Below are 12566 nucleotides of genomic sequence, written 5' to 3' on the forward strand. Positions count from 1 at the left end.
TAGCAGCGATACGGATTGTATCATGAGCTCAGCCAGCGGTCCCGCCGCCGTCTCCTTTCAGAATGTGTCGCGCCACTATGGCGCGGTGAGAGCGGTCGATTCCGTCAGCTTCGACATTCGCGAGGGCGAATTCTTCGCCATGTTGGGGCCGTCCGGCTCCGGCAAGACCACCTGCCTGCGGCTCATCGCCGGATTCGAGCAGCCGACCGACGGCCATGTGATCGTCCATGGCATCGACATGAACGGCGTGCCGCCCTATGACCGCGACGTCAACACGGTGTTCCAGGATTACGCCCTGTTCCCGCATATGAGCGTGCTGGACAATGTCGCCTATGGCCTGATGATCCGCAAAGTTCCCACCGAGCAGCGCCGCAAACAGGCGGAAGAGATGCTGGAGATGGTGGCGCTGGGCGGGTTCGGCGGCCGCAAGCCGTCGCAGCTCTCAGGCGGCCAGCGGCAGCGCGTGGCGCTGGCCCGCGCCCTCGTCAACCATCCCAAGGTGCTGCTGCTCGACGAGCCGCTGGGCGCCCTTGATCTCAAGCTCCGCGAGCAGATGCAGGTCGAGCTGAAAGCCATCCAGCGCCGCGTCGGCATCACTTTCGTCTATGTCACTCATGACCAGGGCGAAGCGCTCTCCATGAGCGACCGGGTGGCCGTGTTCAACCAGGGCAAGATCGAACAGCTGGCGAGCCCGACCGAGCTTTACGAAAAACCGGCCACCACTTTCGTCGCCGGATTCGTGGGCATCTCCAACCTGCTGGAGGGAGCCGCGGCGCGCGCCGTGACCGGCGCCGAGCAAGCCTGTTCCATCCGCCCGGAGAAGATCCATCTGGAGCGCAGCGGCGCTCCGGTCCCGGCCGATGCCATGACCGCGCGCGGCCGCGTGAGCTCGATCCTCTATCTTGGCGCCAACACGCGCTATGAAGTGGCGCTGGAAGGCGGCGGCGAGTTGACCGTCACCCTGCAGAACCGCGAGGCGCATGTCGAACCCTTGGAAGGCGAGTCCGTGCAATTGTGGTGGGAGGCGCGTCACCTGATGCGCTTTGCGCGGTAGGTGCGAACATGACCCAGACCGACCTTACCCGGCCGCGCTCGCTCAGCAACAGCCTCTCGACCTTCCTTTACCAGCGGCCGCGTTTCGTCATGGCCCTGCTGCTGGTGCCGCCCCTGCTGTGGTTGGGCATCATCTATCTGGGATCGCTGTTCACGCTGCTGGCGCAGAGCTTCTTCTCGATCGACGATTTCACGGCGCAGACGATCTATGAGCCGACGCTTGCCACCTATGCCCGGCTCTTCACGGCGACCAATCTCAACATCATCTTCCGCACGCTGGCCATGGCCAGCGTGGTCACCGTGATTTCCGGGATCATCGCCTTCCCGCTCGCCTATTACATCGCGCGCTTTGCCAGCGGGCGCATGAAGGCGCTGTTCTATGTCGCCGTCATGCTGCCGCTTTGGTCCAACTATCTGGTGCGCGTCTATGCCTGGAAGCTGATCCTGGCCAAGGAAGGGGCGATCCACTGGTCGATCAATTCCCTTGGGCTGGGACCGGTGCAGGACTGGATCCTGACTCTGCCGGTGGTCGAAGGCTCGTCGCTCTCGACCTCCTATATCGGCACGACCCTGACCTTCGTCTATATCTGGCTGCCCTTCATGGTGCTGCCGATCCAGGCGGCCCTCGAACGCGTGCCGCGCTCGCTGCTGGAAGCCTCGAGCGATCTTGGCGCCCGGCCCAACGAGACCTTCCGCAAGGTGATCTTCCCGCTCGCCATTCCCGGCATCGCCGCGGGCTCGATCTTCACCTTCTCGCTGACGCTGGGCGATTACATCATCCCGCAGCTGATCGGTTCGTCACGGCCCTTCATCGGCCAGGCGGTCTACCAGTTCCAGGGTACGGCCGGGGACATTCCGATGGCCGCCGCCTTTGCCATGGTGCCCATTGTGATCATGGCGGTCTATCTTGCCATCGCCAAGCGGATGGGGGCCTTCGATGCGCTCTAAGCAGACCCAGGTCAGCGACCGTTCGAAGGGCAAGGCCGGCTGGGGCCTCAAAGCCGCCGCCTGGTTCGGCGTGCTCTATCTCAACCTGCCGATCCTGTTCATCGTGCTCTATGGCTTCACCACCGACGATGCCAGCTATTCCTTCCCGCCGCCCGGCCTCACCACGCAATGGTTCGCGGTCACCTGGGCCAGGGCCGATTTCTGGGATGCGTTCTGGTTGTCGGTGCAGGTCGCCTTCCTCTCCATGCTGATCGCCATGGTGCTGGGCACCTTCGCGGCGGCCGCCATGTACCGTTTCAAGTTCTTCGGCAAGGAAGCGGTGACGCTCCTCATCCTGCTGCCGATTGCGCTGCCCGGCATCGTCACCGGCATCAGCCTGCGCTCGGCCTTTGCCTTGGGCGATGTGCCGTTCAGCTATTTCACGATCGTGCTGGGCCACGCTACCTTCTGCATCGTCGTGGTCTACAACAATGCGATTGCGAGGCTCAGGCGCTCGTCACCGGCGCTGATCGAAGCGTCGATGGACCTCGGCGCCGACACGTTCCAGACCTTCCGCCATGTGATCCTGCCCAATCTTGCGACTGCGTTGCTGGCGGGCGGCATGCTGGCCTTTGCGCTGTCGTTCGACGAAATCATCGTCACCACCTTCACCGCCGGCCAGCAGGAGACGCTGCCGATCTGGATGTTCGGCGAACTCAGCCGGCCGCGGCAACGTCCCGTGACCAACGTGGCGGCGATTTTCGTCATGATCATCACCTTCGTGCCGATCCTGGCCGCGTATTACCTCACACGGGATACCGATGACGTCGCCGGCAGTGGCAAGTAGCATCGTCACCGGCACGGTGCTGTGGTTCAAGGCGCAGAAGGGCTATGGCTTCGTGAAGCCGGATGACGGCGGTGCCGACGTGTTCGTGCATGTGGCGGAACTGGCGGCGTCGGGCCTCACCGAGCTTCAGGAAGGCGACCACCTCGCCTTTTCCCGCGACAGCCATGGTGACGGGCGATTCTTTGCCGTCAACATCAGCCTCATCGGCCAAGGCGCCTGAGCCTGAACCCAGGGGCCGCTACGCTTCGGCCTTGCGCTTGGCCAGGACTTCGTCAAGCCAATCAACCCGCAATTCCGGCACCGACGACAGCAGCCGTTCCGTATAGGGGTGGAAAGGCGGCGCAAAGACCTCGGCCGTCGGCCCATCGGCGATCAGTTCGCCACGCAGCATCACCGCCGTGCGATGCGAAATCCGGCGCACAATGCCGAGATCATGGGTGATGAAGAGATAGGCGACACCCAGTTCTTCCTGCAGGCGTCCCAGCAACTTGAGGATTTCATCGGCCACGAGCTGATCGAGCGCCGAGGTGGGCTCGTCGCAGATGATGATGTCCGGTTCAGCCGCGAGCGCGCGGGCAATGCAGATGCGCTGCTTCTGGCCGCCGGACAAGGCCGTGGAAAGACGCTTGGCATAATCCTCCGGCAGGCCGACCTGGTTGAGCAGGCTGCGCACTCGTTCCGCCACTTCGGCGGGAGATTTCTTGAAGTAGAACTCGACCGGGCGACCGATGATCTCGCCGATGGTCTGGCGGGGATTGAGCGCCACGTCGGGCTGCTGGTAGATCAACTGGATGCGGCGCAACTGATCGCGGGGCCGATCCTTGAGGGCCGGCGACAGCTCCTGCCCGTCAAACACGACCGAGCCCGACGCGCGCGGCAGCAAGCCGACGATCAGTCGGGCGAGCGAGCTTTTACCCGAACCGGATTCACCGACCACGGCCACGGTTTCACCGCGCGCCACCGATATCGAGACATTCTTCACGGCAACGAAGGATTCGTAGAGTCCGACGGCATCGCTGACGGTGAGAATGGCGTTCTCGTGCGCGACCGCGCGGTGGGTCGAAATCTTGTCGGCAGCCTTGCGCTCGGCCACCAACGCCCGGGCGTAATCCGTTTTCGGTTCGAGGAGCACCTGGGCCGTCTCACCGATTTCGACCGTCTTGCCGCCACGCAGGACCATGATGCGGTCGGCAACCTGGGCGACGACCGCAAGATCGTGGCTGATATAGAGTGCCGCGGTATGGAATTCGCGAATGAGCTTCTTGATCAACGCCAGCACTTCGATCTGCGTCGTGACGTCGAGCGCCGTGGTCGGTTCGTCGAAGACGAGAATTTCCGGCTTGCACGACATGGCCATCGCAGCCATCGCACGCTGCAGCTGCCCGCCGGACACCTGATGCGGATAGCGTTCACCGAACTTTTCGGGATTGGGAAGATCGAGTGCCCGGAACAATTCGATCGCCCAGGCGCGTGCGTCCGTCTTGTTCATCTGGCCGTGCAGAACCGGCATTTCGCAGATCTGGTCGATGATCCGGTAGGCCGGGTTGAAGGAAGCCGCGGCACTCTGTGCGACATAGGCGATATGTTCGCCGCGCACCTTGCGCCTGCCGTCGGCACTGAGGGCGCGGATATTCTGCCCCTCAATCTCGACCGTGCCGCCGGTGATCTTGCACCCCGCCCGGGCATAGGCCATCGAGGCGAGGCCGATGGTCGATTTGCCGGCGCCGCTTTCGCCGATCAGGCCCAGCACTTCGCCCGGCCGCAGTTCGAGCGAGACGTCGTCGACCAGCACGGCACCCGAGACGGCCTCGATACGGAGGTTCTTGATCTTGAGGATATTGTCGGTCACTGGCTCACATCTCCGCCGAGGCGCCGGACGGGCGCGCATTGATGGACAGGATCCAGTCGACGATCAGGTTGACGCCGACCGTCATCGTGGCAATCGCCATGGCCGGCCACAAGGGGGCGAGCAGACCGAAGCTGATGGCCTTGCCGTTGTCGCGCACCATGCCACCCCAATCGGCGAGCGGCGGCTGGATGCCGAGGCCCAGGAAGCTGAGGCCAGCCACGAACAGGAAATTGAAGCAGAAGCGCAGGCCGAATTCGGAGATCATCGGCGGCATGGCATTGGGCAGCACCTCGCGGCGCATGATCCACCACAGGCCTTCGCCGCGCAGACGCGCCGCCTCGACATATTCGAGCACCACGAGGTTCATGGCGACGGCGCGCGAGAGGCGGAACACGCGCGTCGAATCGAGGATCGCGATGGTCATGATGAGGGTCGGAATGGACGAGCCGAACACCGACAGGATGATGAGGGCGAACACCAGCAGCGGGATCGACAGCATCACGTCGACGAAGCGCGACAGCACCTGATCGACCAGCTTGCCACCGACCGCCGCCCACAATCCCAGGGACAGGCCGATGATGAAGGAGAGAATGGTGGTGGCCAGCGCCACGCCGATGGTCGTGCGCGCCCCATAGACCAAGCGCGAGAAGAGGTCGCGGCTGATATTGTCGGTGCCCAGCAGGAACTCGGATGTCGGCGGACTCCAGGTCTTGCCGACCTTTTCGGATTCGCCAAACGGCGCGATGAATGGCGCGAAAATGGCCGTCGCGATAAACACGCTGACAATGATGATACCGATCCAAGCCGACAATGACGGCTTATGTCCCAGAATACGCATAGCGCCCCCTATCCCGCCCTGATTTTCTCAGGTTCTGATTTATCGCGGCTTCCGCAGACGCGGGTTGACCAAGATGCTCATCACATCGGCAAACGTATTGAGAATGACAAAGGCCGCCGCGAAGACCAGGCCGCAGGCCTGTACCACCGGCAGGTCGCGCTTCGTCACCCCGTCCACCATGAACTGGCCCACGCCCGGATAGACGAACACCACCTCGATCACCACCACGCCGACGATGAGATAAGCGAGGTTGAGGGCGATGACCGTGATGATCGGCGCCGCGGCATTCGGCAGGGCGTGAACGAAGACGACGCGCGAGCGCTTGAGGCCCTTCAGGAACGCCATCTCGATATAGGGCTGCGACATGATCGAGAGGACCGACGATCGGGTCATGCGCAGCATATGCGCCGCCACCAGCATGGTCAGCGTCACGGCAGGAAGTGCCGTCACATGGAAACGCTGGCCGAGGGTCATGTCGTCGAACACTGTCGACAGCGACGGAAACCAACCGAGCTTCACCGCAAAGATAAGGATGAGGACATAGGCGATGAAGAATTCGGGAAAGGAGATCGCCGCCAAGGACGCGACGTTGGCAACGCGGTCGATCCACTTGCCTTCGTTGATGGCGGCGAGGATGCCGAGACCGACCGACAGCGGCACGGCGATGAGTGCCGCATAGCCGGCCAGGAACATGGTGTTTTCGAAGCGTGGCGCGATCGAGGTCAGGATATCGCGCTTGTTGGTGAGGGCAACACCGAGGTCACCCTGCAGCGCACCAAAACAGCCATTCGAAATAGCGGATATAGGCCGGTCGATCGAGGCCCAGTTCGGCGCGAAAGGTCGCCAGCGTTTCTGGTGTGGCGCCTTGCCCCAGCACCGCGCTGGCAACGTCGCCAGGCAGGATTTCAGTCGCGGCGAAGATAAGCGCACTTACAGCAAGCAGTGTGAGCAGGCCGAGGACGACCCGAGCAGCAATAACCTTGAGCATCGGGTCGCCCCCTCCCTGAGTGAAACTGGCTTCAGACCGTCTTAGGCAAACCAGCCCTTCTCGGCAATGCGATTGTCATTGAGGTCGTAACGCGCATGTGGTTCCGCCCCCATGACCTTGGTCGAATAGCCGTCGAGATAGTCGGTGATGGCAAAGCACACCATGCCACCCTCCTCGGCGATCATTTCCTGGCACTGGAAATAGAGCTCCTTGCGCTTTTCCTGGTCGAGTTCGATACGCGCTTCTTCGACGAGCTTGTCGAAGGCCGGAATGCGCCAGTCGCTGTCGTTCCAGTCGGACGCCGAACCGTAGACCTGGGTGAAGGTCTGGTCGGCCGACATGCGACGACCCCAATAGACCGCGCAGAACGGCGCCTTCAGCCAGACATTGTCCCAATAGCCGTCGGCCGAGACCTTGTTGACGTCGAGCGTGATGTTGGCCTTCTTGAGCGACTCCTGATAGAGCGAGGCGCAATCGACCGCGGTGTTCCAGGCGCCTTCCGACGTCTGCAGCTCGATCTTGGTGTCGCCGAGCCCGGCCTTCTTGAAGTGGAAGGCGGCCTTGTCGGGGTCGTAGGCACGTTGCGGCATACGCGTGTTGTAGAAGGGATTGAGCTCATCCAGCGTATGGTCGTTGCCCGGTACGGCGTAGCCGCTATAGACCGAGTCAATGATGCCCTGACGGTCGATGCCGTACTTCAAGGCGAGACGCAGGTCCTTGTTGTCGAACGGCTTCTGGGTGACGCGGGAAACGAAGCAATAGCGGTTGCCGGTGCCCTTGGTGCGGACGATGCTGAGATTGGAGTCCTGCTTCAGCAGGTCGACCGTGCGCGCATCGAGGCGGTTGACGGCATCGACTTCACCCGATTGCAGCGCCGCCGTGCGGGCGGCCTGATCCTGGATGTTGCGGATTTCGACGGTGTCGAAATTGCCACGGCCCGGCTTCCAATAATCGCCGCGGTTCTTGAAGACCAGGCGCACGCCCGGCTCGAAGCTCTCCAGCGTGTAGGCGCCGGTGCCGATCGGCTTCTGCCAGTCGCTGAAATCCTTCGGCACGACGACCAGGTGATAGTCACCGAGAATGACCGGGAAGTCGGCATTGCCGCTGGACAGCGTGATGGTGACTTCCGAGGCGGAGGTCGCCTTGATTTCCTTGATCTGCTCGAGGATGCCTTTGGCCGGCGATTTGGTTTCGCCGCGATGGATCTGGATCGAATAGATGCAGTCCTCGGCGTCGAGGGTCTTGCCATTGGAGAATTTGATGCCCTGGCGAACCTTGAACACCCATTCGACGGCGCCGGGCTTTGCTTCCCAGCTCTCGAACAGTTCGCCCACGGGATTGCCGGCGCTGTCGAATTCGACCAGGCAGTTCATGATGCACAGCGACGAGGCAATCATGACCGAGTCAGCATAGGTACGCGGATCGAGCGAGTCGCTGGCCGATCCGCCTTCCATACCGATACGCAGCGTGCCGCCCTTTTTGGGCTCCGCGGCATAGCCGGCCTTGACCATCAGGCCGCTGGCGAGGCTGGTCGTGATGCCGAGTGCCGCGGCATAGCGCATGAATTCGCGACGGTTCACCCGCCCAGACTTGGCCGCCTGCTGAAGTTGTTCCCATTGATTCATTGTCATCTCCCTATCGACCTGCCGGCTGAGGACAAAAGGTCCGTGCCGAGGCAATTGTCATGTTTGTTACGGTCTTTGTGCCCGCTTATCGTGGCAACTATGCAGAAATCAAAAAATCCCTGCAACAGTCCCCTGCAACAGCCCCCTGCAGCAGTCCCCCGCAATCGTCCCCGGAGCAGCATGCGGGCATACGCTCCTGGGAATACTAGAAACAGAACCTTGTCGGAATAAACTATCGCCAGAGAGACCAAAGTTGCGCTAACGCGACAGTTTTTGATTTAACCTTGGCGATGGTTCGGCCGCCCCCTGCTATCCGGCCCGATTGCACCTGATGGACCGAGGCGACGGCGCTTTCCCGTCTCAGCGAGAAACGGCCCGGTTGCCCGGGCCGCTCTCCGTTTCTGTCAATTGGCCGGGATTACTTGTCCCACCACATGGCTTCGCAGAAGTAATACTCCGTCGGGTGCGGCAGGTAGCCCTTCAGCTGCTTGTCGAAGGGCTGGTAGCTCTGACGCCACAACGGTTGGACGATCGGGCCTTCTTCCTGCATCAGGTGCTCGATCTCCTTGATCACTTCCTTGCGCGCGGCGAGATCGACCAGGCCTTCGGCCTTGGTCAGCAACTCGTCGAACTTCGCGTTTTTGAAGTTGCTCTCGTTCCATGGCACGCCGGTCCGGTAGGCCAGACCCAGCACCATGATGCCGAGTGGACGATGGGTCCACACGGTGAAGCCGAACGGCACCTTGGTCCAGACGTCCCAGAACTGGGCCGAGGGGAGCACGGTGAGCTTCACGCGGATGCCGGCTTCGGCCCATTGCTGGACCATCGCCTGGCAAGCCGTCGGTTCCCAATCGGGATCCTTCTTGGCGTGGAGTTCGACATCGATGCCGTCCGGATAGCCGGCGTCAGCCAGCAGCTTCTTGGCGGCGTCGAGATCGCGCGGCATCGGCATGTCGACGAATTCCGGATGCACCGGCGAGACATGGTGATGCTGCGCCGGGGTGCCGAGTTCGCCATAGGCAATCTTGGCGACGGCAGCGCAATCGATGGCAAGGCGCATGGCCTTGCGCACGCGGGGATCATCGAACGGCTTCTCGTCACAATGCATGCGGGCAACCGCCGTCTGCGCCGTGTTGATCTTGTGCAGTTCGACATGCTCCAGCTTCTGGATGCTGGGATAGACCTTGATGTCGGCGTCGTAGAGGCCGTCGACCTGCTTCGAGGCCAAGGCCGCAAGCTTGGTCGCCGGATCGTCGCCAAGATCGACAAAGTGCACTTCGTCGAGATAGGGACCTTCGCCCCAATAGTCCGCGCGTGCCTTCAGAACCACTTTCTTGCCGACTTCGATTTCGGCCGGCTCGAACGCGCCCGTACCAATGGCGCCGACGCCCCACTTGCCTTCGTCCTTCGGATGCAGAATGAGGGCCGGGTAATGGAACAGGTTCTCCGGCACAGCCAAGGTCGAGACCTGGCCGTTGAGCTTGATGGTATGGTCGTCGACCTTTTCGATCGCGTTCGCATCCCACAGCTCGGTGGTCATCTTCGGGTTGCCGGCTTCGTCTTTTTGACCGGTATCGACTTCCTTCAGCATGAAGCCCTGGAACAGGCCCAGCACCGACGAACCCACATTGGGGTCGAGCCAGCGCTTGATGTTCCAGATGACATGGTCGGCATTGAGCATGTCGCCGTTCGACCACTTCACATCCTTGCGGACGCGCAGCGTCCAGGTCTTGAGGTCGGCGCTCGGCTCCCAGCTTTCAAGCAGGATGGGAACGGTGATGCCGTCGCCCAGCGTCCGGGTCAGATAGTCGTTGGATTGGCGGACGATGTTGGAATCGTAGACCCACGAGAACGTCGCGGGGTTGTCGACGGCCGGAACGCGCGCGCCAATGCGCAGGACGCCGCCCTTTTTCGGGGTCTGCGCCTGGGCAGCACCGATCATGTCACCGCCCAGCACTTTGCCGGCGATGCCATAGGCAACGCCCGCCGACATGCCGAGGAGCGTCGCCGTCCGCAAGAAATCGCGGCGGCCGATATGCCGCTGCTCCAGCGCCTCGACCAACCGGGGAATGTCCGGATGTTGGCCTTCGCCTTTGCCAGATCGAAAAGTCATTAGAAACCTCCCTGTGGAAAAACTTCCCTGTGTCGCGCGCACCAGATCGGTGCACGCTTGCCGCATCAACCGCCGGTTATTTCCGGAACGCCCACCCTGGTTCGGTCCGCTTGGTCTTGGTGGCGGTGTCTCGTAAATCTTAGTTTCATACAGCTTCGACCGAAAATCATTCCATCGTCAATCGTCCATGCGAAAGTCGCATCATGACCTGAGCCTGGGTAATCATGGTCGATGGAGATCAAAACGGCATTGGTATGGGATTGGCGGAAAAGGATCTGCCCGGACAGGTGCGGCCCCTGGACTTGCGGCAACCGTCCGGACGCGCTATTGCCCGGATGAACCCGCATTTCCGCCCGACGATTTCCGCCCCACGAGGCCATATGACCGCGAAGCTCCACAAGATCGAAGACGCCATCGCCGACATCGCCGCCGGCCGCCCTGTGATCGTGGTCGATGACGAGGATCGCGAAAACGAAGGCGATCTGATCATGGCGGCGTCGAAGGCCACACCGGAATATGTAGCCTTCTTCATCCGACACACCAGCGGCATCCTGTGCACCCCCCTGACCCGGGCCGATGCCCGGCGCCTGCACCTGTCGCCCATGGTGGCGGACAACGTGGCGCCCCATGCCACGGCCTTCACCGTCTCGATCGACTATGCCAAGGACCTCACCACCGGCATTTCGGCGCAAGAACGTTGCGCCTGCATCCGGGCGCTGGCCAATCCGAACGTGGCGGCCGAGGATTTCGTGCGCCCGGGCCATATCTTCCCGCTCATCGCCCGCGAGGGCGGCGTCCTCATCCGGTCCGGCCATACCGAGGCCGCGGTGGACATGTCGCGCCTCGCTGGTTTGCCGCCGGTCGGGCTTATCGCGGAACTGGTCAATGATGACGGCACGGTCAAGCGCCTGCCCGAAATCATGACCTTTGCCGCAGAGCACAAACTGCTGGTGGTATCGATCGACGACCTCATCGCCTATCGCCAGCAGCGGGAATCGCTCATCACCCGCACCTCGGAAGGCGATATCCGGACGGCGATCGGGCCCGCGCGCGCGGTGGTCTATTCGACCGCCTTCGACGCGGCGCACCATATCGCGGTGATCTACGGCGATATCGGCGACGGGCGCGACGTCATGATCCGCCTGCAGCAGGAAGAAGCCATGACCGACGTGTTCGACCCGGAACATGGCAGCGTCATGCGCGCCCTGAAGCAGATCAAGGCTGCGGGCCGCGGCATCATCATCTATCTGCGCGAAGGCGCCGTCGGTGTGACACCATCGGCCCCGCATGCGGCGGGCAGCGAGGCCTCGCGCCTGGAGCAATGGCGCGAAGTGGGGCTCGGCGCGCAGATTCTGAAGGATCTCGGTGTGAAATCGATCCGCGTCATTGCCACCAAGGAGCGCCAATATATGGGCCTCTCCGGCTTTGGTGTCGAAATCCTCGGCACCGAGCGGCTCTGAGCCATGGCGCCATCAGCCCAGCCGCAGATTGCCTTTGTCACCGGCGGCGCCAAGCGCCTGGGCCGCGCCATCGCCCTGAAGCTGGCTGGTGCCGGCTGGGACGTGGCCGTTCATTGCCACAGTTCGATTAACGAGGCCGAAGCGACGGCTGCTGAGATCCGCGCACTCGGGCGGCGCGCCCTGGTGCTGCAGGCCGACCTTGGCCAGGAAGCCGAAGTCGAGCAGTTGCTGCCGGCCATCGGGCGCGACCTGGGGCCAGTGAGCTGCCTGGTCAACAACGCCTCGGTCTTCGAGATGGACAAGGTCGACACGGCGACCAGGGAGAGCTGGGACCGGCATATCGAGACCAATCTGCGGGCACCCCTGGTGCTGTCGCAGGCCTTCGCCAGACAATTGCCGGCGGGTGTTCCAGGCAACATCATCAACATGCTCGATCAGCGGGTGTGGAAGCTCACGCCCTATTTCCTGTCCTACACCGTGGCGAAGATGGGCCTGTGGACCCTGACCCGGACGCTGGCCCTGGCGCTGGCGCCGCAGATCCGGGTCAATGCCATCGGGCCCGGCCCGACCCTGCCCAGCCCGCGCCAAACGCCAGAGCATTTCGCCGCGCAATCGGCGGCCATGCCACTGGGCCATGGGACGACACCCGATGAAATCGCCGCGGCGGCGCTCTATATCCTGTCCTCGCCCTCGATGACCGGACAGATGATCGCGCTGGACGGGGGCGAGCATCTGGGCTGGCAGGTGCCCAACAAGGGCTTCCAGCCGAAAGAATAGCCAGCCCTGGCCGGAGAGCCTATAATGCCATCGAACCATGGGCCCCAGGGTGCGGCCCTCCCATTCACCCCCATCGCCCCAGAGCGCGG

General features: G+C 62.6%; 10 protein-coding genes and 1 pseudogene. 6 read left to right on the top strand and 5 right to left on the bottom strand.

Going from position 1 to position 12566, the window contains the following annotated elements:
* Positions 1-22: 22 nt before the first annotated feature.
* From IPK59_18960 to IPK59_18975, 4 genes are read left to right on the top strand one after another with little or no spacing between them, the layout of a single operon-like run.
* Positions 23-1054: an ABC transporter ATP-binding protein gene (locus IPK59_18960; protein ID MBK8160748.1), complete on the top strand. Its 1032-nt coding sequence runs from the start codon at positions 23-25 to the stop codon at positions 1052-1054.
* Positions 1055-1062: 8 nt separating this feature from the next.
* The gene (locus IPK59_18965) at positions 1063-2001 is read left to right on the top strand and encodes an ABC transporter permease (protein MBK8160749.1); all 939 of its coding nucleotides are present in this window, start codon (positions 1063-1065) and stop codon (positions 1999-2001) included.
* Entirely contained in the window at positions 1991-2827 is an 837-nt protein-coding gene (locus IPK59_18970) for an ABC transporter permease (protein ID MBK8160750.1), read from the top strand. The genes IPK59_18965 and IPK59_18970 overlap by 11 nt, the downstream gene beginning before the upstream one ends.
* A gap of 1 nt (position 2828) precedes the next feature.
* Complete coding sequence (locus tag IPK59_18975) at positions 2829-3047, top strand: cold shock domain-containing protein (protein ID MBK8160751.1); 219 nt, start codon at positions 2829-2831, stop codon at positions 3045-3047.
* A gap of 18 nt (positions 3048-3065) precedes the next feature.
* Here IPK59_18975 and IPK59_18980 read toward each other — a convergent pair whose 3' ends face one another.
* The 5 genes and pseudogenes from IPK59_18980 to IPK59_19000 all read right to left on the bottom strand — a co-directional run bounded on the left by IPK59_18980 (position 3066) and on the right by IPK59_19000 (position 10240).
* Positions 3066-4676: an ABC transporter ATP-binding protein gene (locus IPK59_18980; protein MBK8160752.1), complete on the bottom strand. Its 1611-nt coding sequence runs from the start codon at positions 4674-4676 to the stop codon at positions 3066-3068.
* A 4-nt stretch (positions 4677-4680) separates the two neighbouring features.
* Positions 4681-5514, bottom strand: a complete 834-nt coding sequence (locus IPK59_18985; protein ID MBK8160753.1) for an ABC transporter permease — start codon at positions 5512-5514, stop codon at positions 4681-4683.
* A gap of 39 nt (positions 5515-5553) precedes the next feature.
* Positions 5554-6502: pseudogene (locus IPK59_18990) on the bottom strand (ABC transporter permease).
* A gap of 41 nt (positions 6503-6543) precedes the next feature.
* Complete coding sequence (locus IPK59_18995) at positions 6544-8127, bottom strand: ABC transporter substrate-binding protein (GenBank protein MBK8160754.1); 1584 nt, start codon at positions 8125-8127, stop codon at positions 6544-6546.
* 418 nt (positions 8128-8545) lie between these two features.
* On the bottom strand, positions 8546-10240 hold the full coding sequence (locus IPK59_19000; GenBank protein ID MBK8160755.1) for an ABC transporter substrate-binding protein: 1695 nt from the start codon (positions 10238-10240) through the stop codon (positions 8546-8548).
* A 380-nt stretch (positions 10241-10620) separates the two neighbouring features.
* Between IPK59_19000 and ribB the strand changes: the two genes are divergently transcribed.
* Together ribB and IPK59_19010 are read left to right on the top strand one after the other, a co-directional pair.
* Positions 10621-11700: a 3,4-dihydroxy-2-butanone-4-phosphate synthase gene (ribB, locus tag IPK59_19005; GenBank protein MBK8160756.1), complete on the top strand. Its 1080-nt coding sequence runs from the start codon at positions 10621-10623 to the stop codon at positions 11698-11700.
* 3 nt (positions 11701-11703) lie between these two features.
* On the top strand, positions 11704-12477 hold the full coding sequence (locus IPK59_19010) for an SDR family oxidoreductase (GenBank protein MBK8160757.1): 774 nt from the start codon (positions 11704-11706) through the stop codon (positions 12475-12477).
* Positions 12478-12566 lie beyond the last annotated feature (89 nt).

This window comes from Rhodospirillaceae bacterium (assembly GCA_016712715.1).
GTDB lineage: Bacteria > Pseudomonadota > Alphaproteobacteria > Dongiales > Dongiaceae > Dongia.

Coding starts and splice junctions, on each gene's coding strand:
- IPK59_18960 (MBK8160748.1), top strand. CDS start 23: ATGAGCTCAGCCAGCGGTCCCGCCGCCGTCTCCTTTCAGAATGTGTCG.
- IPK59_18965 (MBK8160749.1), top strand. CDS start 1,063: ATGACCCAGACCGACCTTACCCGGCCGCGCTCGCTCAGCAACAGCCTC.
- IPK59_18970 (MBK8160750.1), top strand. CDS start 1,991: ATGCGCTCTAAGCAGACCCAGGTCAGCGACCGTTCGAAGGGCAAGGCC.
- IPK59_18985 (MBK8160753.1), bottom strand. CDS start 5,514: ATGCGTATTCTGGGACATAAGCCGTCATTGTCGGCTTGGATCGGTATC.
- IPK59_18995 (MBK8160754.1), bottom strand. CDS start 8,127: ATGAATCAATGGGAACAACTTCAGCAGGCGGCCAAGTCTGGGCGGGTG.
- IPK59_19000 (MBK8160755.1), bottom strand. CDS start 10,240: ATGACTTTTCGATCTGGCAAAGGCGAAGGCCAACATCCGGACATTCCC.
- ribB (MBK8160756.1), top strand. CDS start 10,621: ATGACCGCGAAGCTCCACAAGATCGAAGACGCCATCGCCGACATCGCC.
- IPK59_19010 (MBK8160757.1), top strand. CDS start 11,704: ATGGCGCCATCAGCCCAGCCGCAGATTGCCTTTGTCACCGGCGGCGCC.